Origin of the sequence: Pseudomonas quasicaspiana, from assembly GCF_021147825.1 — a bacterium.
GTDB lineage: Bacteria > Pseudomonadota > Gammaproteobacteria > Pseudomonadales > Pseudomonadaceae > Aquipseudomonas > Aquipseudomonas quasicaspiana.
The window spans coordinates 1-24,754 of record NZ_JAGTPI010000004.1; the positions used below are offsets into that span (position 1 = coordinate 1).

Here is a 24,754-nt window from a genome sequence, read left to right on the forward strand (position 1 = left end):
AAAAAATACCATGTTGGGAGCCGAGCTTGCTCGCGATAAGGCTGGACGCGGTTCACTTTAGATCGCGTCCAGCCTTATCGCGAGCAAGCTCAGCTCCCACAGGATGTCTGTTTGCCTCAATGAAGTGTCAGTCAGGGGACTACTCACTGCGCCGGGTAGTCCGCCACGACCCGCTCTTCACCCGAAGCCGTCAGACCAATAATCTGATGGGCGCTTCTTCGATTACCCGACTCCATACCCGGCGAACCCATCGGCATGCCGGGTGCAGCGACGCCGATCAGGTCTTTCTGGGCCACGAGTTCACGGATCTCTGAAACCGGCACATGACCTTCGACAAACTTGCCATTGATCACGCCGGTATGACATGAGCCCAGTTTCTCGGGCACGCCGAGTTTTTCCTTCACCGCGCTCATATTGTCTTCAGGATGATCATTCACGGTAAAACCGTTTTCCTTGAGGTACGCCATCCACTTGGTGCAGCAACCGCAATTCGGGTCGCGGTAGACGTCGATGGTTTGCGGCGCGGCATGCAGCAGTGCGCTGAAACAGAGGAGGGCGATCAGGCTGGCTTGTTTGATCTTCGAAAGCGTCATGAGAGATGTGCTCAAGGATGTTCAAAGTGCAGAGGCTACACGGGTTGTGAGGGCTGGAAAATACCTTGGTCCGCAGCACCCTTATCGCGGGCAAGCCTCGCTCCCACATGAAAATAACATTCTCCTGTGGGAGCGAGGCTTGCCCGCGATAAGGGCTACAAAGTTTTCAGCTGGATTGCGTTAGCTTAGGCTCAATAAGCCGCCACCAACCCATCCTTCCTCGGATCAGTCCCGCCCACATACCCATGCGCCGTACGCTGGATGATCTGGGCGCCGCCAAAGGCAAACACGCCACTTGGCTCTTCGACATCAATGTCATGACCTTTGGCGCGCAGGGCTTTGACCACTTCAGGGTCAAACGCACGCTCCACGGCAACCTTCAGACCAGATTCGATCCTCCAGCGCGGGGCATCGGCAGCGGCCTGCGGGTTCTGTTTGTAACGCAGAATGCGCATCATCATCTGCAAATGACCCTGCGCCTGCATTGGACCGCCCATCAAGCCGAAGGACATCAACGGCGTACCGTCGGCGTTCATCACAAAGCCGGGGATGATGGTGTGGAACGGGCGCTTGCGCGGTGCCACGTAATTAACGTGCTGCGGATCAAGCGAGAAGCCTGCGCCACGGTTCTGCATGCTGATGCCGGTACCTGGCACAACAACACCGGAACCGAAGCCCATATAGTTGGACTGGATGAACGAGATCATCATGCCGCTTTCATCGGCTGCTGACAGGTACACCGTGCCACCCGGTTTTGGCGAGCCGTGCCCCGGATTCGCAGCCTGATCAGTCACCAGTCCGGCGCGCTCCATCAGGTAGGCCTTGCCCAGCAAATCCTCGGAAGGTACACGCATGTGATCGCTGTCGGCGACGTGTTCGTCCAGGTCAGCCAAGGCCAGTTTCATGGCTTCAAGCACTGGGTGAACGGTTTCAAGGCTGTCCACCGGATGCTCGCCGACACCCAGCGCTTCAAGCATGGTTAAACCGGCAAGCGTTGCAATGCCCTGGCCATTCGGTGGCAGTTCATGAACGACGGCACCGGCATACGGCACTGACAGTGTTTCGATCCAGTCCACGGTGTGCGTTGCCAGATCGTCGAGGCTCATGACGCTGCCATTGGCGTTGGCATGGGCAATGATTGCCTCTGCCAGTTCACCACGATAGAACGCTTCGCCCTTGGTTTGGGCGATCAGTTCCAGGGTGCGGGCGTGGTCCTTGAGTTTGATTTTCTCGCCAGCCAGCGGCGCCTTGCCATCCGGCATGAAACACTCGGCAAAGCCCGGTTGATCCTTGAGCAACTGCGAGCCGCGCTTCCACAGCTCGGCGATGATAGGCGTGACCTGATAGCCATCGCGGGCATAGCCAATCGCCGGTTCAGCCAGTGTGGCGAACGGCAGTTTGCCGTAACGCTCGGACAACTCGACCCAGGCTGATACCGCACCCGGCACGCTGACCGCAGGCCAGCCACGTTGCGGCATCTGGCTCTGGCCAGCGAAATACTCGGGCGTCCAGGCCTGCGGTGCGCGACCGGAAGCGTTCAGACCTTGCAGCTTGTTGCCGTCCCAGACAATAGCGAAGGCATCGCTGCCAATCCCGCAACCAGTGGGCTCGACCACGGTGAGCACCATGGCCGCAGCGATAGCGGCGTCGACCGCGTTGCCGCCCTTGCGCAGCATGTCCAGCCCGGCCTGAGCGGCCAGTGGCTGGGAGCAGGCGACCATGTTGTTGCCCATCACCGGCGAACGTGCCGAAGCGTAAGGTTGGCTGTAATCCAGATCATCGAACATATGCGTTTCTCTTTGGCAGAATAACGAAAGGTTTAGCCTTTGGGGTCCAGCGCATCGCGCAGGCCGTCACCCAGCAGGTTGAAACACAGGACCGTGATGTAGATCGCCACGCCGGGCGCAATCGATATCCACGGAGCCTGCTCCATGAAATTCTTTGCAGTATTGAGCATCGAGCCCCAGGACGGCGAGGGTGGTTGCTGGCCCAGGCCGAGGAACGACAGGCTGGCTTCGGCCAGAATCGCCGAAGCAATGGTCAGCGTTGCTTGCACCACCAGCGGCGACATCACGTTGGGCAGCACGTAACGCAGGATGATCCAGCGATCCGGCAGGCCAATAGCGCGTGCACCTTCCAGATAATCCTCGTGCTTGATCGACAGCACCTGACCGCGGGTCAGCCGGGCGAAGATCGGCATGGCGGAGAGGCCGATGGCGATCATCGCGTTGGTCAGGCTTGGGCCGAGAAACGCGCCCAGTGCGATGGCCAGTACCAGAAACGGGCAGGACAGCAGCGCTTCCATGACCTGGGAAATGATCATGTCCAGCTTGCCGCCGAAGTACCCGGCCAGCAGGCCCAGGGGCACGCCGATAAACATGGCGATGGCCACCGAAACACCACCGGCCAGCAGCGAACTGCGAGCGCCAAACAGCAACCGCGAAAACAGATCCCGGCCCAGTTCGTCGGTGCCCAGCCAGTACATCAGCGAGGGCGCTTTACGCACGGCGAGGAAGTTGGCTTTCAGCGGGTCATGGGGAGCAATCCAGGGCGCCAGAAGGGCTGCCAGGACAAACAGCAGTAACACCGCCGCGCCAATCACCGCGCCTTTGTTGGCGAGGAATTTCTTCAGGAACGGCGAGCGGCTGCGGGGCAGGATCGCGCTGTGCGGGAGGCTGGCAATAGCGGTCATCAGGCAGTCCTCAGGCGCGGGTTGATCAGACGGTAAAGCACGTCGGCCAGCAAGTTCAGCATCAGGAAGCCAATCGCGACACACAACACCACGCCTTGCACCACGGCGTAATCACGATTGAACACGGCATCGACGATCATCTTGCCGAAGCCCGGAATACTGAACACCTGCTCGGTGAGTACTGCGCCGCCAAGCAGTTCACCGAACAGCAACGTGGTCAGCGTCACGATGGGCATCAGCGCGTTGCGCAGCGCGTGTTTGAGAATCACCGTGCGCGGGAACAACCCTTTGGCCCGGGCAGTACGGACGTAGTCGGTACGCAACACTTCGAGCATGGCGCTACGGGTGTGGCGCATGAGAATCCCCGACAACCCGGCACCCAATACGAAGGCTGGCAAAATCAATGTCTTCAGGTTTTGCCCGAAATCCTCGCCCATGGGCACGAAACCAGAGGCGGGCAGCCATTGCAGTTTCACCGCGAAGATCATGATCAGCAGGATGCCTAGCCAAAAGTGCGGAATGGAAATCCCCGACAGTGCCACCACGTTGGCTCCGTAATCCACGGCGGTGCCTTTGCGCACCGCCGAGATAATCCCGGTGGGGATGCCGATCAGCAACGCAATCAGCAAGGCCAGCACCGCCAGCTCAATGGTCACCGGCAACTTGGACGCCAGCAGCGTGGTCACCGGTTGCTCAGTGCGCAACGAGGTGCCGAAGTCGCCGGTCAGCACGTTTCCGACCCAGTTCAGGTACTGCAACGGGATCGGGTCATCGAGCCGGTACTTGTCGCGCAGGTATTCCATGACCGCCGGATCGCGTTCTTCCCCGGCCATGGCCAGCACCGGGTCACCCGGCAGCAGCTTCTGCAGGGTGAAGACGAACAGCGAAACCAGAATCAGCGTCGGAATTGAGCTGAGCAGGCGTCGCAGGATAAACATCAGCATGCCGGAACCTCGCAGGTGCGTCCGTCAGTCATGGTTTGAACGCGACGTTAGCCAGACGAATCAGGCCGTCCGGGTTTGGCACGAAGCCAGTCACGTTGTTACGCATGGCAATGATGCGTGGGTCGAAATACAGGTACGCGGTCGGCACTTCGTCGGCCAGCAGACGCAATGCTTCGTTGTACAGCGCCTGACGTTGTGGAACGTCGTTGACGGTGCGCGCCTTGTTCAGCAGTTCGTCGAGCTTGGCGTTGCAGTATTTGCCGTCGTTCTGGCCACCTTTGCAGGTCACGAACTGGTGAATGTCGCCATCAGGATCAGGACGGCCCGACCAGGCGCTCATGCCGATCTGGAAATTGCCGCTTTGCTGTTCGCTAAGCATCGTGGCGTATTCAGTGGCAATCAGATTGACCTTGAAGCCCGCTTCTTCAGCCATGGCCTGAATGATCTGCCCGACCTGCTGCGCGATAGGGTTGTTGGCCACTTTCAGGTCTACCGCCAACGGCAGCTTCACACCGGCCGCGGCCAGCAGCGCCTTGCTTTTCTCGACGTCCCGAGCCGGGATCGGCAGTGCCTGATCGTAGTACGGGCTGTTTTTCGGGAACGGTTGGGCGCTTGGCGCGTAGAGGCCTTCGAACACCACCTGGTTGATCGCATCGCGGTCGATGGACAACTCGAATGCTTTGCGGACGCGCTTGTCTTTGCCCATCGGCGTGTTGGCTTTTTCGCCGTTGCCGATGTTGAACATCAACTGCATGTAGCCCAGGCCAGGCGTGTTGTAGATCGCCAGCTTGCTGTCGCCCTTGACGGTTTTCACGTCGGTCGGCGCGACGCGCTCGATGATGTCCAGATCGCCAGAGCGCAGGTTGGCCAAGCGTACCGAGGTATCAGGAATCGGCAGGAACACGACTTTGTCGAAGTGATACGCCTGCTTGTTCCAGTAGTTGTCAAAACGCTCCAGCACGATGCGATCCTGCTGCACGCGCTGGACGAATTTGTAAGGACCTGAGCAGACAGGTTTGGACGCGAATTCGCCCTGAGCGGCTTTTGGTGCGAGCATCATCCCGGCCCGGTCCGAGAGCTGTGAAACCAGCGTGGCATCGGCTTGCTTGAGTTTGATGGCGACGGTTTTCGTGTCGATCACTTCAACGCTGTCCACCGACGCCAGCTCGCTTTTGCGCAGGGAGTCGGGCAGGGTGCGGGCGCGGTCCAGGTTGAACTTCACCGAGGCCGCATCGAAAGGTTCGCCATCGTGGTAGGTCACGCCTTCGCGCAAGGTCATGGTCAGGGTTTTGCCGTCCTCACTCCAGTTCCAGGCGGTGGCCAGCTGTGGCGCGTAGGTCAGGTCCGGGTTGACGTCCACCAGCTTGTCGCACAACGCGGTGTACACCAGACGGCCGGAATAGGTGCGTGAACGATGCGGATCCAGCACATCGGGATCGTCCTGAATGCCGATGCGCAAGGTCGATTCGGCAAAGGCGGCGTTGGCGGCCAGCAATAACAATGTTCCTGTCATGACGCGTGCGATTTTCATGGCTGGCTCTCCACTGCAAGGGATTGATGGTTCTTGAACAGATTCAGGCGCTGGGTGTAGGCAGCGCTGGGTGTCGGAAGGATCAAGGTGCCGCTGCCCGCGTTGGCGATTTCACGCCAGAAGTGGCAGGCCACCTGGCGCTCCGCCTCGACGGTTTCCATGACCGGCACGGCCTCTTTGCACAGCGCGCGGGCATGGGGGCAACGGGTATGAAAACGGCAACCGGAAGGCGGGCGGCTCGGGCTGGGCATATCGCCGCCGAGCAAAGGGCGCGGCTGACGCAAATCCGGGTGGCTCACCGGTACGGCGGCCATCAGCGCCTGGGTATAGGGATGCAAAGGGTTTTCGAACAGCGCGTTGACCGGCGCCAGCTCGACGATTTCACCCAGATACATCACCGCGACCCGGTCGCTCATGTGGCGGATTACGGCCAGCCCGTGGGCGACAATCACCAGGGTCAGGCCGAACTGATGCTTGAGGTCTTCCAGCAGGTTGACCACTTGCGCCTGCACCGAAACGTCCAGTGCCGACACCGGCTCGTCGCCGAGGATCAGCCGCGGCTCGGAAGCCAATGCGCGAGCAATACCGATACGCTGGCGCTGACCACCGGAGAATTCGTGAGGATGGCGACCGCCGTGTTCCGGGGCCAGACCAACCGTACGCAGCAGTTCGGCGACCTTGGCCTGACGGTCGCTGCGACTGGCTTCGCTGTGCAGCCAGATCGGTTCGCCGACGATGGATTCCACCGTCATGCGCGGGTTCAGCGATGCGAACGGGTCCTGGAAAATGATCTGCAAGTCGCGGCGTACCTGACGCAGCTTTTCCGCCGACAGGTTGGCCAGGTTTCGGCCTTCGTAAATCACGTCGCCCGCAGTTGGTTGCAGCAGGTTGAGCAGCAAGCGGCCAAGGGTTGATTTGCCCGATCCGGACTCTCCCACCAACGCCAGCGTTTCGCCTTTGCGAACCGACAGGTTTACCTGATTGACCGCTTGCACGGGTGGCTTCTTTGGCTGGAAAAGACCGCTTTCCACCGCGAAGTGCTTGCTCAGGCCGATGCCTTCCAGAATGGGTTTCTGCGTGCTGCTGTCGGGGTTGGTACGCTCGGCGATGTCTCGTTCGGAAAGGCTCACGCACTGACTCCCACATGCTGTTCCAAGGGGGCGCGGATGCACGCGGCGAAGTGTCCGGGAGACAGTTCAAGCAGCGGCGGTCGCTCTTCCCGGCATCGCTGGATGACAAAAGGGCAGCGCCCGGCGAAGCGGCAACCGCTCGGCATTTCTGCCGGTGTCGGTACGCGACCATTGATCGTTGCCAGGCGACCTTCACGAGGCCCAATCGATGGCATCGAACCCATCAGGCCAATGGTGTACGGATGCTGCGGATCGTCGAACAGAGTCTTCACCGGGCCGCTTTCCACCACGCGACCGGCGTACATCACCATCACGTCGTCGGCGACTTCGGCGACCACGCCCAAATCGTGGGTGATCAGAATCATCGCGGTGCCGGTTTCGTTCTGCAGGTTGGCGACCAGCGAGAGGATCTGCGCCTGAATAGTCACGTCCAGTGCGGTGGTCGGCTCGTCAGCAATGATCAGCGCTGGATCGTTGGCCAGCGCCATGGCGATCATTGCCCGCTGACGCATGCCGCCAGAGAGTTCGTGAGGGTAGGCATCCAGTCGCTGGCGGGCGTCCGGTACGCGGACTTTTTCGAGCATTTCCAGCGCCCGCTGCCGGGCTTCCTTGTCCGAAAAGCCTTGATGGCGAATCACGCTTTCGGCGATCTGCTCGCCGATAGTGAAGACCGGGTTCAGTGACGTCATCGGCTCCTGAAAAATCATCGCCATGCGATTGCCGCGCACGTCCAGCAAGCGCTCTTCGGACATGCCCAGCAAGGCTTCATCAATCAGCAACGAATCGCTCGCGGCAACTTTTGCGGTGGCGGGTAACAGGCCCATCAGTCCCATGGAGGTCACGCTCTTGCCACAGCCGGATTCGCCGACGATGGCCAGGGTCTTGCCGCGCTTGACGGAGAACGACACGCCGTCGACCACATTGGCGGGCGCACCGGCGAAGCGAACGGTCAGGTCGCTGACGCTGAGGACTGTGTTATCGGTGGTTGAGGCGGTGGCGCTCATAAGCTGGCCTCCAGGTCTTGATTGATGACGTTATCCAGCGCCTGTTGCAACGCCCGCAAATGGCCGCGCATGGCGGTAGCGGCCTTGATCGGGTCGCGGGTTTCGATGGCACTGACGATGTCGTCGTGATCGTGGCTGTAAGTGTCGAGGCGGTCGGCGTTACGCGCCCGTTGACGCAGATCGCGCCAGGCCGGGTCCAGACGAATCGCATCGAGCATTTCGAAAATATCCAGCATCAACCGATTGCCCGCCGCTTCAGCAATGGCGCGGTGCAGGGAGCTGTCCCAGAGCTCAATGCCTTCGGCATCGGGATGCTCGGCTTCCTGCTGGCGAGTGGTGCGCTCGGCAAGGCGGCGCAGGATCGCCATCTGCTCGCCATTGGCCCGCACTGCGGCGAGTGAGGCCAGCGCGGGCTCCAGATGCAGACGCGCTTCCATAACCTCGCTGAAATTGGTCCGCCCGGAAAGCCGGGCAAAACTCATGGCCGCGCTGGGTGGCGTCGGGCCGACAAAGGTCCCTTTGCCTTGCCGCCGCCAGATCTGGCCTTCGGCTTCCAGCACTGCCAGCGCGCGACGAATCGCGCGCCTGCTGACACCGAAATCGGTAGCCAGATCGCGCTCGGTAGGCAGCGCCCGTTGGGGGAACGCCGCATGCTGAGCAACGATCTGCCGTAAGGCATCCAGCGCCAGTTTCGAAGAGTTATCGATGGGCGTGTCAGGGTCGAACCTTTGCATCGTGGTACTCGCGCCAGACCAGAAAAAGATGCCCTGAGCTGCCTGTAGGCAGTGATTCGAGGCAAGAGGGCTGGTGCAAGAGCGATGCCAATGGAAATTGGTTCGATAGTTTTTCAGGCTCTATATGCCTGGAGATTGCTAGCGATCAGCGTTGTCGGGCCAATGTGCAAAGGTTCGGCGGGGTGGTTCAGGGGGATGAACGGTAATTGGTTCGCGGGTGGGTGAACCAATTTCAGGGGAGGTTCAGATTTTGTGCATCAATGCGGGCGTGGTGCGCCGGGGTGGTGCCTGATGACCCTGTGGGAGCTGGGCTTGCCCGCGATAAACGATAACGCGGTATGTCTTCAAGTCGCGTCTCATGCATCGCGGGCAAGCCCAGCTCCCACAGGGGTTACATTTCAATCCACAGACATGTGAATTTTTGCCTGATCAATTAATAGCCGACCCAGTCTTCACCGGCTCATCTTCATCCTTCATCTTGCGGAAGTACGTCGACAACAATGCCCCGGAGATGTTGTGCCACACGCTGAACAGCGCGCTCGGCACAGCCGCCAGCGGCGAGAAGTGCGCACTGGCCAGTGCGGCACCGAGACCTGAGTTCTGCATGCCGACTTCAAGTGCCAGGGATTTACGCTGAGGCAGCGGCAGTTTGAACACCTTGCCGGTGAAGTAACCCAGCAGGAAGCCGAAAGTGTTGTGCAGGATCACCACAGCCATGATCAGCAAGCCGGACTCAGCGATTTTTGCCTGGCTGGCTGCAACGACGGCGCAGACGATCATCACGATGCTGACCACGGAAATAAGTGGCAGCACGTCAATCGCGTAAGCGACGCGGGCACCCAGCAGGCGTTGTGCCAACACGCCAAGCACGATGGGCAGCATGACCAGTTGCAGGATCGACCAGAACATATCCATGAAGGACACCGGCAACCAGGCCGAGGCGAGGAACCAGATCAGGGTGGGCGTCAGCAGCGGAGCGAGCAGGGTGGTGACCGCTGCAATGGCCACGGCCAGCGCCAGGTCACCCTTGGCCAGCCATGCCATAACGTTGGACGAGGTACCGCTCGGGCAGCAACCCACCAGAATCACGCCGACGGCGATTTCTGGCGGCAAGCTAAACACCTGACACAACAACCATGCCACGCCGGGCATGATCACGAAGTGCGCAACCACACCCAGGGCTACACGCCATGGATTGCGGGCCACTTCGGAAAAGTCTTCAAGCTTCAGGGTGAGACCCATGCCGAACATCACCAGACCCAGCAACGGGACGATGAGGGGCTTGAGCCCGATGAACGCTTGGGGGAACACGAAGGCCAATATGGCGAACAGAAGCACCCAGTACGCAAAGGTATTACCGACAAAACGACTCAAGGTTGCCAATGCACGCATGGCGGGTTCCTTTCTTATTAGGTTGGGGGAGGGGGCGTCATCTGGCTGGATACGTAAAGCTGTAGGAGCTGCCGAAGGCTGCGAAGCGGTTTAACAGGTAAATTGCTTCGCAGCCTTCGGCAGCTCCTACAGGTGACCAGTGGTGTTTAAATCCCCTGCGGAATCTCTTCACCGCCCAGTGCTTCAAACAGCTCTGGCAGGAATTCACCGAAGGTCAGCATCATCAGGGTGAAGCTGGCGTCCAGTTGACCCAAGGCCTCGTCGCCGCCGTCCTGTTCCGCTTGATCCTGCAACAGGTCTTCGAACTTCAGACGCTTGACGGTCATCTTGTCGTCAAGCACGAAGGACAGTTTGTCCTGCCATGCCAGGGACAGCTGGGTCACGACTTTGCCGGTGCTCAGGTGCAGCTGGATTTCATCGCTGGTCAGGTCCTGACGTTTGCAACGCACAATCCCGCCATCTTCGTGGGTGTCGCGCAGTTCGCATTCATCCAGCACGAAGAAGTTGTCGGCAGCCTTCTGCGTGGTGACCCAGTCGGTCATCACAGCGGTAGGTGCGGTTTTCACCGTCAGCGGACGTACCGGCAGGGTGCCGATTACTTCACGCAGGGTCGACAGCAAATCCTCAGCGCGTTTCGGGCTGGCCGAGTTGACCAGAATCAGGCCCTGTTTCGGCGCAATAGCGGCGAAGGTCGACGAACGACGAATAAAGGCACGCGGCAGGAACGCCTGGATGATTTCATCCTTGATCTGCTCGCGTTCCTTCTTATAGACCTTGCGCATTTGCTCGGCTTCGATCTCGTCGACCTTCTCCTTTAATGCATCACGCACAACGCTACCCGGCAGGATGCGTTCTTCTTTACGGGCAGAAATCAGCAGGAAGTCGCCGCTGACGTGCACCAGAGGTGCGTCTTCGCCTTTGCCGAAAGGGGCGACGAAACCGTAAGTGGTCAACTCTTGGCTGGCACAGGCACGGGCCGGTTTGGTGGCCAAAGCGGTTTCCAGTGCTTCGGCGTCAAAAGGCAGATCCTGGGTCAGGCGGTAGACAAGCAGGTTTTTGAACCACATGAGGTGAATCTCTCCTTCGGTAAAAAGTGGGGCATTATTCGCTGCTATTACCTCGCGGCCAACCCTGTGCTAAGCCTTTGGAAGGATTATAAAAATTATTTAAAAAAGTGCTTGCCAGAGGTTAGGTCGCTCCGTAGAATGCGCGCCACACCGAGAGTGAAGGGTGATTAGCTCAGCTGGGAGAGCAGCTGCCTTACAAGCAGCGGGTCGGCGGTTCGATCCCGTCATCACCCACCAACTCGCTCTAAGTGTTACGCGCAGCGGTAGTTCAGTCGGTTAGAATACCGGCCTGTCACGCCGGGGGTCGCGGGTTCGAGTCCCGTCCGCTGCGCCATATTTGCTTCCACTAAGGCCCACTGAACGCCTGGAAGCTACGGAAATAGCGGCCTTGAGCCGCTTTTTTCGTTTTCTGAATTCCACTGGAATCCATCTTCAGCCACGGTTTTTAAGTACACATTTAAGTACACCGCTGGCACAGCCTTTTACGATTCCTTGCGCATCAATTTTCGTATTGGTCCGTCTACCGCTGGGTTGTATTCCCCTCCTTGATCCAATAGGAGGTGTCTGATGGCTCTGACAGATACAGCGATCAAGCAAGCCAAGCCCGCCAGCAAGCCTTATACGTTAACTGATGGGGATGGCTTATCTCTGCAAGTGCCTACGACGGGTTCGAAACGCTGGCATTTCCGTTTCTATTGGCATGACAAGCAATTGCGCATTTCCCTCGGCACCTATCCTGACGTTAGCCTCAAGGAGGCTCGCCAGCGGAGAGAGGCTGCACGTGCGCTGGTGGCCAACAATATCGATCCCCGCTCACATCGTCGCGCCGAGCGCCAAAAAGCCTCTCACGCCGCCAACAACACGTTTGAAGCGGTTGCTGGTCGCTGGCATGAGTTCCGAAGTAAAAAGCTGACGAAAAGTAAGAAGGGCAGTGCAGGGCAAGCCAGTAAATACCTGAAGAAGGACATGCTGCCGTGCTTGGGCGATCTTCCGATCTCAGATATTTCTCGTGGTGACGTGCTGGAGCTCATTAGGCGAATTGAGCGTAGAGGGGCGCTGGTCTCTGCTCGAAAGGTGCGCACCTGGCTCAACCAGATCTTTCGTTTTGCTATGGCGGAAGGGCTTGTTGATGTGAACCCAGCAGCAGACCTTGATATCGTTGCCGAGACGCCGCGACCAGTTCGCCATAATCCCTTCCTCCAGGTAAATGAACTTCCAGGACTACTCAGGGCCGTAGCCCACTATGGTTGTGCAGAAGCGACACGGCTTGGTATTCTTCTATTGCTGTTGACAGGGGTACGTACAGGAGAGCTAAGGGCGGCGAGGCCAGATCAATTCGACCTCGACAAAGGGATCTGGTTGGTGCCGCCGGAGGGTGTCAAGCAACTCCGGAGCCGTGTTCGAACCCAGGGGGATGAGATCCCACCTTATGTGATTCCACTGTCTACCCAAGCAATTGCAATTGTGCAGCGGCTAATGCAGTTAAGGGCGCGCGGTGCGCGGTACCTACTGGTTCACCGATACGAACAGCAGGAAATGATCAGTGAAAATACCCTTAACACTGCGATCAGTCGCATGGGGTACAAAGGAAGGCTCACCGGGCATGGCATCAGGGCCACCATTTCAACGGCGCTCAACGAGGTTGGCTTTGTAGAAGAGTGGATTGAGGCGCAGCTTTCACACGCTGATACCAACCAAATTCGGGCTGCATACAATCATGCAGAATACGTCGAGCCGAGACGTAGGATGATGCAATATTGGGCGGATTTAATAGATGCGCTAGAGGGCGGCGTTTCTCCGCCTACGCCCGAAGCATACATGCCGCATACCGGGCGAATTTCAACGGGGTGTCTGAGTGCGCAGTGGAAGTCGGCTGATTAATAGCGTGGGGTGCTAGGGGGCGAGTGTTCGAATCACTCCGTCCCGACCATATTTTTCAATGAGTTAGCCCAATTTTCTTAGGTTGGGCTTTTTCATGCCTACAAAACCACTCCTACATTTACTCCCGCGGATATCCTGGATCTCGGTAGAGTTGCTATCTGATAGGTATTCGAGTCTTGTGTATACGGGTAGCTAGTACCAGTGCAAGAACCTAAAAAAGCGAAGATGATCGTTCTTGGGGTGCAGATCTGGAAAGTCCGCGAGGCATGGTCCGGACGATGAATATAGGTAGAGCGGAGCTCTCTGTTGCTAGTGTGTTGATCCGGGCGTTCACTCAAACTCCGGTAGAGTCATCGGATATCACGTATTTCCAGTGGTGGAGGTTCGGTCGATGGAGGCTATTAACTTCCTGCTGATGGAAGTATAGGGCCGATCAAACGCAGTAGTCTGATTGTTATAACTATCGATGCCGTGCTTGCGTGCTTGCGGTTGACGCTTAGCTGCGCCGAAAAGCGTGGTTAGCCCGAAGCCTGTAAATACAGTTAAGGTTGTTCTCCCCTCAAAAACATTCGCCATGGCTCTAGCCTGGCTTTACAGGCAGTCGAGGCGCAAATTCTGCCTCGGTTGCGCCCTCTGTCGTACCTCATGGATGGGACATCTCAATTCGAGATTTGAGTTGTTTTGAGAGTAGCCTCAATGAATTAGTCGCAGCGTAGCCAACCAAGCTCCTTCTCAATCGCTCGTCTGTAGATAGTATCGATTTGAGTAGGAGTGTTACGGACGTAGCGCTCCGCAACCTCTCGATTGGTATCGTCCAGAGAGCGCAGAAACGTAATTACCTCGGTTTCGCTGGGTAACACATGCTCGTTGTTGAATTTGTGAGATAGGTTCGTCCAGACAACGCCAGCGAGCCCCATGTGTGCCGCCCAAGACGTAATGGTGTCGGCTTCCATGCCTAGCGCATGATCATTGAGAAGATCAGCGAAACCGATGTCTGTTTGCCAATTCTTGGGAATACCCTCGCGCTTAGCTAGGCATATACGCGCTGTACCCATGTCCGGAACGTCAAGAACTGTCCAGTAAGCCCTTAACCGTGCGCTACCGGGGCATATGACCAACGACATTTTGTTACCTCGTTGGTTTTTCATGGCTCCGGACTCGCGCCCGAATTCGATCGGCAGCATAGGCCCATCGTGGCGCCAGCCTCCCCTGGAAGGCAGCTCGCGCGGATCCCACACAAGTGAGCCCCATCCTAGACAGGCAATCACGCTAACGGTTGGCTTCATCGTACGTGGACCTCCAAGTTGTCGCGTTGGCCTCTGGAGACAGGGAGATGGCCGTCGTGCGCTATGGTACGATAGCTGATTTTTGGGTCGCGCTGCCGCCTAAGGGCCTTTGATGATCGAGTTTGATAATGTTTAGATATTTTGGCTCCAAAGCATCGACAGCTTCGCTAGTAGCCGATTTGGCTTTGGATGATATGGGTCAAGCAACCGCAGCAGATGCTTTTGGGGGCCTTGGTAATATAGGCGCCGAATTTAAGAAGCGAGGTTGCGCGGTCACAACATGTGACGTACTAAGCTTTCCTAATGCATTTCAGCACGTGCGGATCTCATGCGTGTCTGAACCTGATTTCACCTGTCTTAAACAAAAATTGAGCGTCTCAGACAACTTCGATCTATTGACGCTACTGAATAATACCGCATCTACATCGCCTTGGTTCGTACGAGAATACTCTTCAAAGAGAGCCTTCTTTACTGCAGCTAATGCCGCGAAGATTGGCGGTGCGTGGCGACAGATTGGGATTTGGAAGAAGATGCAGTGGATCAATCTTAATGAGGAGAAATATTTAGTAGCGTCTCTTCTTAATAGCATGGATTCCGTTGCAAATACGGCAGGAACTTACTATGCCTATTTGAAGGGGTGGGATCGGAAGTCTCTTAAGAATTTTTCTTTTCAATGGTTTGATGGTATTACTGACGGGATTCCAGGTACAGCTGTACAGGCGGATGCTCTGAGTTATTTGTCAGGGAAAAGTTTTGATGTTTTATATCTTGATCCTCCTTATAATAATAGGGACTATTCGAGATACTATCATCTGCCAGAGACACTTGCTAAATTGAAGCCTGTTAAGATTGATGACGCCAGTAAGTCGGGGCTTCCCTTGATTCGATCTTCTGAGGGAAAAGAAATAAGAGATGCTATGAAGTTGCCGTATCTACTTGAGTTGATAGATTCAGTTTGTTGGTCTCGTCTTGTATTGCAGTATGCAGACGGTGCTTACATATCTATTTCAGATTTGGAAAAATCTTTATCAAAGCTTGGGGATTTAAAGGTTCATCAAGTTCCAGCTCTTGGTTATCAGTCAACTAACGGTACAAGGCGGCAGGTTCATCATGTGTTCGTTATTGATAAATAATCCCAAGCCTTTGCCTGGGGCCCTGTGTGACCCAAGCGAGTTGTTGCCATTCGCTAAGGTGAAGCTAATTGCCTTTGATTTGGATGGCACGTTGATATTGCGGCCTCAGGATCCGCTTGGAAATCGATTAATAAAGTTATTCTCGTTGCTAAGCGGTCCTGGTCGTAATTTACATTTAACATTAGCGACAGGGCGGACCCTGACAGGAGTATCCTCAACGGTAAAACAACTCGGCGGCTTCAGTAAGGTTCCTCTTGTTTTATATAACGGGAGTGTCGTAATGCAGCCTGAAAAACAGGCGCTTGTCGCCCATGAAGTAATCGCCGAAGATGTGGTGGTTGATGTTATTAACTTGCTTTCTGAATTTTCTAGTGCGGGACTTTTTATTTACACGGTTGATCCTGAAGCGAAGCTTATAAGTGATTATTCATCTACGGAAAGTGTTTTCTTCAAAGGTGAAACTCGCAAGCCTGAGCTGGATTTTAACGGGATGATGGTGAGAGATTTTTCGGATATAGATCTCTCTGCTGATAAAGTGGTCGCTATGTTGGTAGCAGTACCATCGCCCGAAGAAAAAAAATGCATTGTATCCCGATTGAATCTATTACCAGGCGTTTCAGTCACGGCCAGCGGTTCCGTATATATTGAATTGCGACCTATGAGATCCTCTAAGGCGCTGGGCCTGAAGGTTCTCTGTGATAGATACGGAATATTGCCTCAATATGTTTTAGCTGTTGGGGATAATGATAATGACGTGGAGTTGCTAACTTGGGCAGGACTTAGCGTCTGTGTAAAAGATTCGTCTGATGCGGCTAGGGCTTCGAGTAAATTTTACTCTACGCATGGCGCAGGAAAGGCTGCAATTGATGTACTGGAAATTGTCCGTCGCGCTCAGCGCTTATTTGGAAAGGCAAGGAAAGCATGATTCTGAAAAGTCGTGGATCAAGAGACCCAATCGCGAAGCTGAAAAGCGACGCAATAAACTATTTTATTTCTCCCGCCGAGCTTGAACAACGCCTAAATGAGGTAGAACAGGCGTTTGGCTTATCTAAGCTAGGACTAAAAGTTACCATTCAAGACGTATCTCATGAATGGGGGCAGTGCAGTGGTGACCCTTTCGTTATAGATCGCATAAATAGCGCTGGCGTCACTATTGAATTGTACATCACTGATAAGTCCCAGTCAGCCGATCTCAATGTACAACAGAAACTGCATCAGCTATTTGCTTCTCTGGTGGAGGTTTGGGGTAGCGAGTACAGGAATAATCATGGCGGCCTTTATTTAAAGGCTGCCGGTGCAGAAGAGATGTTTAAAAACTCTATCGTGCCTATGTCCAGTCTTGATAACATTCCTCAGCTATCTGTGGTCTATATTGATTTGGATAAGTTTAAATCAGTTAATGACCAATGCGGCCATGACGAAGGTGATAGAGCAATACGTCAAGTGTACGCTGAGATGCACAAATTGTGTCGGGTGCTGGGCGGATTAGCGTTCATTGACGGAGGTGATGAGTTTATTTTAGTGTTGCCGTGTGATAGACCTATGGATATCAGTGCGCGGCTATGGGAGTTAAGAACAAAAATACATGGCTTATCTTTTGGCGAGAAAAAGCTGCGTATTGGAATGACCGCCGGAGTGATTACTAAAAGTATCGATGATGTTTCTAAAGATATTCATGGTATTAAAAAAATGTGTGAGGCTCTAACCAAGTCCGGAGACGAGCATAAAGAAAAAAAACGAGGGACCGTTAGTTTTCAAAGTTCAGAAGATCAGTTTGACTCAGTAAAGTATCCAGTCTCACTATCTGATTTTTTTAAGCTCGGTTTGTGCTTTTCAAAAAGCCGACAGTTTTTTGAGAATTGCTTTGTTGACGAGCGACTTAACCTCATAGTGCATCAAGTGTCTTTGCTAACGAGTTTTCCGCCACAACCTGAGGAAGTCGAGGCAGCAGTCGCTGATGTCATCTCCTGGTTTGGGGTAGCGATCACAGATGAGTGTGACGAGCGATATTTGTTGAATCGCTCGGGGGACGGGCTTTGTATTTCTAAAAGTTCTATTACCCTTGCAGTGATGCATGCCTTATCTAGAGCAGCGATAAATCACAAGTGGCCAGCGAGTGCGGCCGAGACTTTATCAGTGATGTTTGATGAGTCCTCCGTACAATGTGCCGTGTATATCGATGAGATAAAGGTGTGGGGAGACTTGGATGAAAGAGGCCATGGCAGTATTTCATTCGGAAGTCTGGTAGGAAAGGGCTCGGAAAATGAAAAGGAAGGTGTAGCCGTGGGAGTGCAAATCGGCTTTGACCAGAAGCCGCGGACTCCCGGCGGAGCTAAACTACCACCTGACTTTTTAATTGACCATGTCAGAGTTGATATTAGGCCCCGAACTGGTGGAGGACTGCCAGATTTTTGGCAGGCAGCCCTTGCACAAGTAGTATCAGCTTTAAATAAAGCTAAAAATCCTGCGCCTGTCTTGGTGTGGGGAGATACTCCAGAAAGTACTGAGGTTTTTAAGCGACTTACTGATCTTGGAGCTTGGTCGAATGATGAGATTGCCAATCTGACCGGTCTTACAACCAATCAGGTTGCGAAAATAAAAGAGCAGTTGAATGGCAAAGTATTGATTGTCAATAATAGTGATGCGTTGCTTGATGCCTTGTATAATTGCTATTTGTCGTTTTCTGGTGATGAACGTTCAGATGATACGGTTGCGCATCGAGACGACTACTCTCTCAAGAGGCCAATGATTTCTGCCGCGGCGCTAGACCAGAGTGAGGGAATTGTTTGTAAGACTTCACGTGAAGCCTATCCGATTATTATTGATACACTTAGAAAAGCCGAAAAAATTCGTTTCTCAATAGATGATTCAGGGCAAGAACAAAGAGAGCTAATAGCCTTTAAGCTAAAATTGATGTCTCCTCTTATTGACCGCGTTCCGGATTACTTAGCCGATCAATTACCAAATTTGGAGCAATATGCGAGCACCGTATTGTTGTCTGATGATGGAATCATCCGTAAGGGGCTTGAAAGTGCTGGCCAGATTGATGCTTTCGTATCTTACTCAGCCCGCTACGTTGGCCACCACAAAAAATCCAGATCCACTCGACGTGCTTGCTTAGTAGTTCCTCACGTCCCAGATGAGCATGGTGAGCCTAGGCCTCTTGGATTGATCTCTGTCTGGGCCACGCCACGATTTGCTTCTCCATCGGCTACATTCTTAGATTTTGTTTTTGTTTGGAGAACGGTAGAGGCATTTATCGGATTTCCTTACAGTCTATATGGCTCGATTAAATTGGCTGAAGACTTGATAAATAAAATAGCGAATATTGCCGGAGTAGCGGTGTCGCCAGACGGCCTTCAATTGGGTGAGCTTAACTATGTCGCTTTGAGCCTGCACATAGGTAGCGATGAGTTCCATACCCGTGTGGCTAAACAGATTGTCGACTCCGCGAGTGACTAATGGTGGCTTTCCTTGGTGTGCGCAAAAGTAGAGTTCCACTGCTAGAGTGGATTGCCTTGTTCGGTTTTCAAGAAGTAGGCCAAAGCAAAAATTTTTACCTCTATGAGATTCCAGCAACTAAAGATGGGTTGCCCGTGGGGTGTCTCGTACAAGTAATAGAAAGTGGGTTTTTAAAGATATTTGAATCCTGCTATATAGATTGCATGGGTGAAATCGACCTGCAGCAGGAGGTCGTTCATCTGCTGTTTTCTATAGTTGCAGGTGATGTCTATAACAACCTGATTGATGCTGGTAGGAATATTTCATGCTATCACGCACTTTTCGAAGGTGCACAGCGGAGGAGTGAAAACCCTCTGAAATCTATATTAGATTTTGGATGTGGACCTGGGACAGTGATGGCCAGTTCTCTTGCGCGCGAAGGGATCTTGTTGCGAGGTTACGATTTTGTTGCTGAAAATAGAGAGTTGGCCAAAAAAAATGGTCTTGACGTCTTTGAGGATGGAGAGCTTCATGACATATCAGTTGAAAAATTTGATCTGATGTTGAGTTGTTATGTCATGCATTATGAAACGATTCCTCATGATGAGCTTATAAAGCTTTCCGAGTTGATTCGCAAAGATGGCCTTTGGGCGGCGAATTTTCATAAGTCAAAAGGCTTCGCGGCTTTTCAGAAAGCACTGTTGGCAACACATTTGTATAAAATCGAAACTGAGATGTCACCTTTTGGTTTATTGGTATTTGCGACTAAAATAGGTGATAAAGATGAGTGAATACCAACGTACTTCCCCCGTCAAAGTTAAATCGCTTGAGTCTACTCTCACCGAGGATGAAAGTATTTGGCTGTCGAAAAAAATACTTTGCGCCATTTCGGGTGCTGATAAGGCGTTGTACTCTGCGACGCAGGTTAAGATTTTGTCAGCGCTTACTAATCATGCAAGGTCATTGAATTATACAAATCCGCATCCCACAAGTCTTTTTCCGTCTACTGAAGATTTGCCCCTAGGGGCGGGCACAGTTATAAGTGCGGGGTTAGTTGGAGAAGATGTTGAAGTAGAAGGTAATGAGGTTTTTCTTCAGCTTCTTCCTCATTGGATTGAGCAAGCTGAGAAAAGTAGCAGTGACGTTGAGTCCGATAGTTGGCAGCAAGAGTTGCTGGGTGCTGTTGAGGTGACGACCAAGTCGAAAGAGTTAATAAAACGAATCCGTCTGGCAAAGTCACGCGCGTCCTCATCACTTAGCTCGCGTGTCACTCAGTTTTCAAGATCAGCACACTATATGGGGTCAAAAGCATTTTTAGGCCCATACCTCTCTGAGATAGTGCATACTTTCTTTCCCCCAGAAACTATAGTTTTGGATTTGATGTGTGGGTCCGGCGCTACTTCTGGGATTTTCAGTAGAGAGTGGCGTACATATGCTTCTGATGCTCAGAGTTTTTCTACTCATCTAGCGATGGTACAAGGCGGTGGCCTTGGCGCGGACGACGCCACAGTCATTGCGGAAGGTGTATTGGGTGCGGCTAGAGCGCACTACGAGTTAATGCCTGAATATATCAAAACCCAGATTGATTTGGAGAATGATTTTTTATCATCTGAGCTTTCCCCAGAAATGCTGGATGATTTCGGTCGATGGATAGTTAGCTACCCTCGTATAAATAATGCTGAAGCAAAGTCTGATGAGTATTTGGATGCGTTAATTGATGCTCGTAAAGTTGCGCCAGGCACACATCCGTATCTGCTATTTAGTATGTATTATGCCAATCTTTTTTTTGGTGTGCGTCAGGCGGCTGAAATTGATAGTTTACGATATGCTATCGATCAAATTCTTGATGATTCGCAAAGATCTTGGGCGTTAGGCGCTCTAATTTGTGCGGTGAGCTCTTGTGCTTATTCTTATGGGGGACATTTCGCTCAACCTAAATTTGATGGTAGTTCATTCGAGAGGCTTGAAGCTTTGGCGCCTGACCTTGTTGTTTGTCGAGGGTTGTCGGTCGCACACGAGTTTTTCATTCGACTTACGAGTCTTGGGGCTGAGAGTTCAAATATAAAATATCCAGTTGTTCCAATTTTGGGACCTTGGCATGAGGCTGTTGCTACGGCGGATGAGCTTTTCCGAGGGGAACAGGTTTGCGTATATCTGGATCCTCCATATACCCGTGACGAATATAGCAGATATTATCATATTCTGGAGACTTTGGTTCGTTATGATTATCCTGAAGTTAGGGATAAAGCATCTATGCCTAAAAGAGGTGATCCTGGACGTTTTGCATCGGCATTTGCGACAAGGAATACTTCGCAGATAGACGTTTTGATCGCGGATATAATCTCTGCTTGCTTAAATAGGGGTTGGAGTTGTCTTTGGAGTTATTCAAGCACTGGGGTAGCCTCGATTGAAACAGTCATAGATTTGGTTTCTCCTTTAACCAAAGAGGTTGAATTCTTTGCTGTCAACCATGTTTATAAAGGTCAGGGTAAGCACAAGTCTAAAGGCGTTAGAGAGTATGCATTGTTGCTCAGACCGTAAACTCCTGAACAAACGTTGCTTCGCATCATTCATGGTTTTTATGAATGCTGAGAAATGGATTGTCAGGATGTGGTTCGTCTAGTAAATAATCGGGACGCTCAAGTATGTATCCTTTGAGCGTCGATTTTTTGCGATTACCTGCTACTTGTAAAGTCCATATGTTCTGCCCGTTTTCGGTCTTCCTGTGGATTTTTAACTTTTCAAACTGTTTTTGAACGCGGCGCCATCCTTCGCTTACACCTTGGATGCCTGGAGCCTTCGGGAACTCTTGGACGTAGCATTGAAATAGACTAGGGCTTACCAAAAATACGCTACCACTCGTTGTATGGATTTTAGCCTTACTGCCGTTGATGATTAACTTGTGACTGCGAATGCCTTCTCTGACCCAATTCAGGAATGCCTGGCCAAGGTTATTCGAAGGATGATCTGAGATTTCGAGAGCATTTTCCGACGTCATATCGCGCATATCGGGCTCTCCCATTTCGAAAATGTCCAACAATGTATCGAGGTAGCCGGCATCCTCCATCGCCATAGCACCTTCCAGCGATTGGTCTTGATGCGATCCTGTTCCGCCTGCCTTAGGGGCTGGTGGGGATGTCGAAGTGTCAGTCGAGTGATCATCGGCTGCAACGCTCACCGTTCCGTTGAAAGCCTCAGGCCGGTCTTCGCTCCCCCAGATCAATGTCGGTTGAAGGCGCAGAAAGGTAAAGCTCTGCTGCCAGTTCCCCTGCGCGACAATAGCGGTCCAGATGGCTTTACCTTCCGGGGTCGACTCGACCAGCCCATGCGATTGCAGCTCGTCGAACACAGCGATGTTGGATGAGGGAATGCCCTCAATCGATTGCGACAGCAGATAGGCTCGCAGCTTGTCCGTGACCGTCTTGCTGACCAGCCAGAGCGCGTCCTGGGTCAGCCATCCCGCGGCACCCGGCTGATTGAGTTTCAGCTCGTGCTGAACCAGGTGACGCAGTCCGCTGATCAAGTGATGTTGCAGCGAATGAATCGGCGCTTGCAGCGCCTTGCTGGGGTTACCACCGATGTTCTGTGCGGTGGAGACGCGGTCGGCCTTTGTCACTAACTCGCCGAGCACGCCGGCACGTTCGTACTGACCCGCCAGGACATACAGCAGACTGGCCCACAGTGAAGGGAATCCACTGAGCCAATCGAGGATGGAGCGGTCGAGAATCTGGGTGTAGAGCAAACCTGCAGCTGCGCCGTGCAGGTGATAGTCGCGACCCTTGATGTAACGAAAACGATAGGGCTGATCCAGCGGACCCTGCCAAGGGTGCCAAACACGACCATCTTGGAGTTCAACAAGCAGGTCCACGGCGATCTTGCCGATGTCATGCAGCAGGGCGCCATAGGCGATGCCAGCCGACCAGGCATCGGTCTGGGCGGCTTGGTCTTCGGGCGCGGCGCCGGTGGGAAGCAGATACGATTGCCGCAGTTTCAAGCTGCAGGCGACCAGTTCCAGTCCATGGTCGAGCATGCCTCCGAGATAAGCGTGGTGGTGTGTCTCGCTGGCCGGGAGTTGCTGGACCTGTTCGGCGTAGCGATGGATCGGATTCAAATAGAGCTGGATGAACTGCGCGTGGGAGAGGGCGGTGTACTGCCATATGCGATCGAGCAACTGGCGGCGGTGCTCCGCGGCTAACAAGCTTTGAGCCGATTCGATGGGCAGGTAACCTTCGGCGACGTTGACGGGCGGTGGCGGAGTGGGCTTCTGCCTTTTGCGGCGAAATAGGCTAAGCATCGTAATCTCCGTGATGTGGCTGGGTCAGTGGCCTTTTAGCCTTTTCGGATAGAGCTTTTACCCTTGAGCACCCATTCCCTTCCAACCCTTATCCGTCCTTTTGGCTCGTATCCCTTTGTATAGCAATTGGAATATGGATACGGCTAGGCATCGTTTTGTTGGGGGTAGTATGGAAAAGAAAAGAGTCGGTACACTGCGGTGCATATTTTTTGGGGCTTGCCATGAACCTCACTGACGCCACGCTCGTGCTGCTGCTCGCGGCACGTATCCATGGAACCGACGAAGCTGTCAGGGCCTCGGCCAAGAGCGTGGTCAAGAAGTTACCGCGTAGCAAACGCGATCTGATCTACAAGGTGATCGACAGTCGGAGTCCCCTCGAGCTGGTGGATTATCTGGCGCAGAACCTGGATGAGGAATGACGGGTTGCGGGGATGTGCCCATCCCTGACTCTTTGAATTAGAGCCCAACGGAATGGGGTTTTCTGGGCGCAGAAAAAAAGGGCACAACTTGCGTTGGGCCCTTTGATGCGATTGCAGCGGTGAGGTAATGATCAAACTCCATCGTTCATGCATCGTGAATCATCCATCACCATCCGCTTCCGTTGCTGCTCCAGGGTGAGTACAAACTCCGAGGCGCTTCGGGCCTGACCGCTGGCGCGAAAGATCGCGCGTTTGTCAGCTTTGAGCAGGCCGAGCCAGGAGTCGATGTAGCCCTCGTGCCGCAGCTCCCCCTGTATACCGGCGTAGGCACATAAAAAAGCAGCGCCCATCTCTGCGATCAACTCCTCAAACGCGTAGCCTGGCGACCCGAACGGACAGGCAGAGGTCACGCCTTCGCGCTGCAACCGAGCGTGATGCCCGGTCCAGTGCGTCAGTTCATGAAGTGCCGTGGCGTAGTACCCGCCTTCATCGTGAAATTGTGCTTTTGTCGGCAGTTGGATGAGATCCTTAATCGGGTGATAAAAGGCTTCGTCGACGGGCCGATGAACGATGCGTGCACCTGAACTTAACAGCAGATTTTCCGCGGCGCTGTTGGGTTGGAAGGGATCACTCTGTTCCGTCTCGAGCAAGGCGTCATTGAGCATTTCGAGCCCGTCCGTTTGCTCGATGTTGAACAGAAAATGCGTCCTGAGAATGCCGAAGTGAGCGACCTTAGGCTGACCTTTTTCATCGAGTACGGGTTGGCCTGACTCGGTCTGTTCCTCGCGCTCCATCGGCTTGTAGAGCACCGCCAGAGTGCTGTGCTCACCCTTACGAATGTGCCCGCCAGCTTTTTTGGCTTGATTGAAAGTCAGCCAACGATCTTGAGTGAACCCCTGCAACCTGGCCTCGGTCCAGAGCAGCGGTAAATTGATGCCCGAATACGGACGTCGCGTGATGGCGTTGACGGGGTAGGGTTGATGACTGATGCAAGCGGAACCACTTGAGTACCAGGGTTTGATCCAGGGTGCAACGCCTTGGTCTAACGCAGTAACGAGCTTGTCTGTCACGTCTTGGTAGATATCGCGCATGGCAATTTCCTCGAGAGAAAAACGGAGGAACGCCGTGCCCGTCGGGGAGGGTTCCCCGTTTGGGTGATGTGCTGGATTGATGCAGGTCTTGCATGCCGTCCGAATGTGGAGTTGAACACCGC

The 24,754-nt window shown here is 53.9% G+C and carries 20 protein-coding genes and 3 tRNA genes; 10 read left to right on the top strand and 13 right to left on the bottom strand.

What is annotated here, in order from left to right; genetic code table 11:
* Window positions 1-143: 143 nt before the first annotated feature.
* From KDX30_RS04280 to rdgC, 10 genes are all read right to left on the bottom strand, one after another.
* On the bottom strand, window positions 144-593 hold the full coding sequence (locus tag KDX30_RS04280) for a DUF411 domain-containing protein (protein WP_231675172.1): 450 nt from the start codon (window positions 591-593) through the stop codon (window positions 144-146).
* A 191-nt stretch (window positions 594-784) separates the two neighbouring features.
* A complete protein-coding gene (locus KDX30_RS04285) occupies window positions 785-2,380 on the bottom strand; it encodes a gamma-glutamyltransferase family protein (RefSeq protein WP_231675056.1) in 1,596 nt (531 codons plus the stop codon).
* A gap of 32 nt (window positions 2,381-2,412) precedes the next feature.
* Window positions 2,413-3,285 (bottom strand): ABC transporter permease, encoded by an 873-nt coding sequence (locus KDX30_RS04290; RefSeq protein WP_231675057.1) that lies wholly within the window; start codon window positions 3,283-3,285, stop codon window positions 2,413-2,415.
* The gene (locus tag KDX30_RS04295) at window positions 3,285-4,229 is read right to left on the bottom strand and encodes an ABC transporter permease (protein WP_027898078.1); all 945 of its coding nucleotides are present in this window, start codon (window positions 4,227-4,229) and stop codon (window positions 3,285-3,287) included. The genes KDX30_RS04290 and KDX30_RS04295 overlap by 1 nt, the downstream gene beginning before the upstream one ends.
* 28 nt (window positions 4,230-4,257) lie before the next feature.
* Window positions 4,258-5,760: an ABC transporter substrate-binding protein gene (locus KDX30_RS04300; protein WP_122708430.1), complete on the bottom strand. Its 1,503-nt coding sequence runs from the start codon at window positions 5,758-5,760 to the stop codon at window positions 4,258-4,260.
* On the bottom strand, window positions 5,757-6,890 hold the full coding sequence (locus KDX30_RS04305; protein WP_027898076.1) for an ABC transporter ATP-binding protein: 1,134 nt from the start codon (window positions 6,888-6,890) through the stop codon (window positions 5,757-5,759). The genes KDX30_RS04300 and KDX30_RS04305 overlap by 4 nt, the downstream gene beginning before the upstream one ends.
* Window positions 6,887-7,894, bottom strand: coding sequence for an ABC transporter ATP-binding protein (locus KDX30_RS04310; RefSeq protein WP_231675058.1), 1,008 nt, complete (start codon window positions 7,892-7,894; stop codon window positions 6,887-6,889). The genes KDX30_RS04305 and KDX30_RS04310 overlap by 4 nt, the downstream gene beginning before the upstream one ends.
* Window positions 7,891-8,628: a FadR/GntR family transcriptional regulator gene (locus tag KDX30_RS04315; RefSeq protein WP_027898074.1), complete on the bottom strand. Its 738-nt coding sequence runs from the start codon at window positions 8,626-8,628 to the stop codon at window positions 7,891-7,893. Before KDX30_RS04315 ends, KDX30_RS04310 begins: the two co-directional genes overlap by 4 nt.
* Window positions 8,629-9,057: 429 nt before the next feature.
* Entirely contained in the window at window positions 9,058-10,020 is a 963-nt protein-coding gene (locus tag KDX30_RS04320; RefSeq protein ID WP_122397385.1) for a bile acid:sodium symporter family protein, read from the bottom strand.
* A 146-nt stretch (window positions 10,021-10,166) separates the two neighbouring features.
* Entirely contained in the window at window positions 10,167-11,087 is a 921-nt protein-coding gene (rdgC, locus tag KDX30_RS04325) for a recombination-associated protein RdgC (RefSeq protein ID WP_027901105.1), read from the bottom strand.
* A gap of 161 nt (window positions 11,088-11,248) precedes the next feature.
* Between rdgC and KDX30_RS04330 the strand changes: the two genes are divergently transcribed.
* From KDX30_RS04330 to KDX30_RS04345, 4 genes are all read left to right on the top strand, one after another.
* Window positions 11,249-11,324 (top strand) — tRNA-Val (locus tag KDX30_RS04330).
* 20 nt (window positions 11,325-11,344) lie between these two features.
* Window positions 11,345-11,421, top strand: a tRNA-Asp gene (locus KDX30_RS04335).
* Between the two features lie 233 nt (window positions 11,422-11,654).
* Complete coding sequence (locus tag KDX30_RS04340) at window positions 11,655-12,968, top strand: tyrosine-type recombinase/integrase (RefSeq protein WP_108574516.1); 1,314 nt, start codon at window positions 11,655-11,657, stop codon at window positions 12,966-12,968.
* Window positions 12,931-13,017 (top strand) — tRNA-OTHER (locus KDX30_RS04345). The genes KDX30_RS04340 and KDX30_RS04345 overlap by 38 nt, the downstream gene beginning before the upstream one ends.
* Before the next feature lie 652 nt (window positions 13,018-13,669).
* Here KDX30_RS04345 and KDX30_RS04350 read toward each other — a convergent pair.
* Window positions 13,670-14,152, bottom strand: a complete 483-nt coding sequence (locus KDX30_RS04350; RefSeq protein ID WP_231675059.1) for a hypothetical protein — start codon at window positions 14,150-14,152, stop codon at window positions 13,670-13,672.
* 230 nt (window positions 14,153-14,382) lie between these two features.
* Here KDX30_RS04350 and KDX30_RS04355 point away from each other — a divergent pair, with 230 nt between their 5' ends.
* Genes KDX30_RS04355 through KDX30_RS04375 form a run of 5 tightly spaced genes read left to right on the top strand, consistent with a single transcriptional unit; the run spans window position 14,383 to window position 21,369 of the window.
* A complete protein-coding gene (locus KDX30_RS04355; RefSeq protein WP_231675060.1) occupies window positions 14,383-15,387 on the top strand; it encodes a DNA adenine methylase in 1,005 nt (334 codons plus the stop codon).
* A complete protein-coding gene (locus KDX30_RS04360) occupies window positions 15,365-16,312 on the top strand; it encodes an HAD-IIB family hydrolase (protein WP_231675061.1) in 948 nt (315 codons plus the stop codon). Before KDX30_RS04355 ends, KDX30_RS04360 begins: the two co-directional genes overlap by 23 nt.
* Complete coding sequence (locus tag KDX30_RS04365) at window positions 16,309-18,849, top strand: GGDEF domain-containing protein (RefSeq protein WP_231675062.1); 2,541 nt, start codon at window positions 16,309-16,311, stop codon at window positions 18,847-18,849. Before KDX30_RS04360 ends, KDX30_RS04365 begins: the two co-directional genes overlap by 4 nt.
* On the top strand, window positions 18,849-19,619 hold the full coding sequence (locus tag KDX30_RS04370) for a class I SAM-dependent methyltransferase (RefSeq protein WP_231675063.1): 771 nt from the start codon (window positions 18,849-18,851) through the stop codon (window positions 19,617-19,619). The genes KDX30_RS04365 and KDX30_RS04370 overlap by 1 nt, the downstream gene beginning before the upstream one ends.
* A complete protein-coding gene (locus KDX30_RS04375; RefSeq protein WP_178087840.1) occupies window positions 19,612-21,369 on the top strand; it encodes a DNA adenine methylase in 1,758 nt (585 codons plus the stop codon). The genes KDX30_RS04370 and KDX30_RS04375 overlap by 8 nt, the downstream gene beginning before the upstream one ends.
* Window positions 21,370-21,394: 25 nt before the next feature.
* On the opposite strand, the gene mobH is transcribed toward KDX30_RS04375, so the two are convergent.
* Window positions 21,395-23,122: a MobH family relaxase gene (mobH, locus tag KDX30_RS04380; protein WP_231675064.1), complete on the bottom strand. Its 1,728-nt coding sequence runs from the start codon at window positions 23,120-23,122 to the stop codon at window positions 21,395-21,397.
* Window positions 23,123-23,343: 221 nt separating this feature from the next.
* On the opposite strand from mobH, the gene KDX30_RS04385 reads away from it, so the two are divergent.
* On the top strand, window positions 23,344-23,541 hold the full coding sequence (locus KDX30_RS04385; RefSeq protein ID WP_046035945.1) for a DUF7740 domain-containing protein: 198 nt from the start codon (window positions 23,344-23,346) through the stop codon (window positions 23,539-23,541).
* Window positions 23,542-23,672: 131 nt separating this feature from the next.
* Here the strand turns inward: KDX30_RS04385 and KDX30_RS04390 are convergent, their stop codons facing one another.
* Window positions 23,673-24,632 carry an ArdC family protein gene (locus KDX30_RS04390; protein WP_231675065.1) on the bottom strand — a complete coding sequence of 320 codons (960 nt, stop codon included), beginning with the start codon at window positions 24,630-24,632 and terminating at the stop codon, window positions 23,673-23,675.
* Between the last annotated feature and the right edge of the window lie 122 nt (window positions 24,633-24,754).

What these genes read in the sequence shown, in the direction of transcription:
- KDX30_RS04375 (WP_178087840.1), top strand. Translation starts at nt 19,612, where the DNA reads ATGAGTGAATACCAACGTACTTCCCCCGTCAAAGTTAAATCGCTTGAG.
- KDX30_RS04295 (WP_027898078.1), bottom strand. Translation starts at nt 4,229, where the DNA reads ATGCTGATGTTTATCCTGCGACGCCTGCTCAGCTCAATTCCGACGCTG.
- KDX30_RS04355 (WP_231675060.1), top strand. Translation starts at nt 14,383, where the DNA reads ATGTTTAGATATTTTGGCTCCAAAGCATCGACAGCTTCGCTAGTAGCC.
- rdgC (WP_027901105.1), bottom strand. Translation starts at nt 11,087, where the DNA reads ATGTGGTTCAAAAACCTGCTTGTCTACCGCCTGACCCAGGATCTGCCT.
- KDX30_RS04285 (WP_231675056.1), bottom strand. Translation starts at nt 2,380, where the DNA reads ATGTTCGATGATCTGGATTACAGCCAACCTTACGCTTCGGCACGTTCG.
- KDX30_RS04320 (WP_122397385.1), bottom strand. Translation starts at nt 10,020, where the DNA reads ATGCGTGCATTGGCAACCTTGAGTCGTTTTGTCGGTAATACCTTTGCG.
- KDX30_RS04300 (WP_122708430.1), bottom strand. Translation starts at nt 5,760, where the DNA reads ATGAAAATCGCACGCGTCATGACAGGAACATTGTTATTGCTGGCCGCC.
- mobH (WP_231675064.1), bottom strand. Translation starts at nt 23,122, where the DNA reads ATGCTTAGCCTATTTCGCCGCAAAAGGCAGAAGCCCACTCCGCCACCG.
- KDX30_RS04370 (WP_231675063.1), top strand. Translation starts at nt 18,849, where the DNA reads ATGGTGGCTTTCCTTGGTGTGCGCAAAAGTAGAGTTCCACTGCTAGAG.
- KDX30_RS04315 (WP_027898074.1), bottom strand. Translation starts at nt 8,628, where the DNA reads ATGCAAAGGTTCGACCCTGACACGCCCATCGATAACTCTTCGAAACTG.
- KDX30_RS04340 (WP_108574516.1), top strand. Translation starts at nt 11,655, where the DNA reads ATGGCTCTGACAGATACAGCGATCAAGCAAGCCAAGCCCGCCAGCAAG.
- KDX30_RS04350 (WP_231675059.1), bottom strand. Translation starts at nt 14,152, where the DNA reads ATGCTGCCGATCGAATTCGGGCGCGAGTCCGGAGCCATGAAAAACCAA.
- KDX30_RS04280 (WP_231675172.1), bottom strand. Translation starts at nt 593, where the DNA reads ATGACGCTTTCGAAGATCAAACAAGCCAGCCTGATCGCCCTCCTCTGT.
- KDX30_RS04385 (WP_046035945.1), top strand. Translation starts at nt 23,344, where the DNA reads ATGAACCTCACTGACGCCACGCTCGTGCTGCTGCTCGCGGCACGTATC.
- KDX30_RS04390 (WP_231675065.1), bottom strand. Translation starts at nt 24,632, where the DNA reads ATGCGCGATATCTACCAAGACGTGACAGACAAGCTCGTTACTGCGTTA.
- KDX30_RS04290 (WP_231675057.1), bottom strand. Translation starts at nt 3,285, where the DNA reads ATGACCGCTATTGCCAGCCTCCCGCACAGCGCGATCCTGCCCCGCAGC.
- KDX30_RS04310 (WP_231675058.1), bottom strand. Translation starts at nt 7,894, where the DNA reads ATGAGCGCCACCGCCTCAACCACCGATAACACAGTCCTCAGCGTCAGC.
- KDX30_RS04360 (WP_231675061.1), top strand. Translation starts at nt 15,365, where the DNA reads ATGTGTTCGTTATTGATAAATAATCCCAAGCCTTTGCCTGGGGCCCTG.
- KDX30_RS04365 (WP_231675062.1), top strand. Translation starts at nt 16,309, where the DNA reads ATGATTCTGAAAAGTCGTGGATCAAGAGACCCAATCGCGAAGCTGAAA.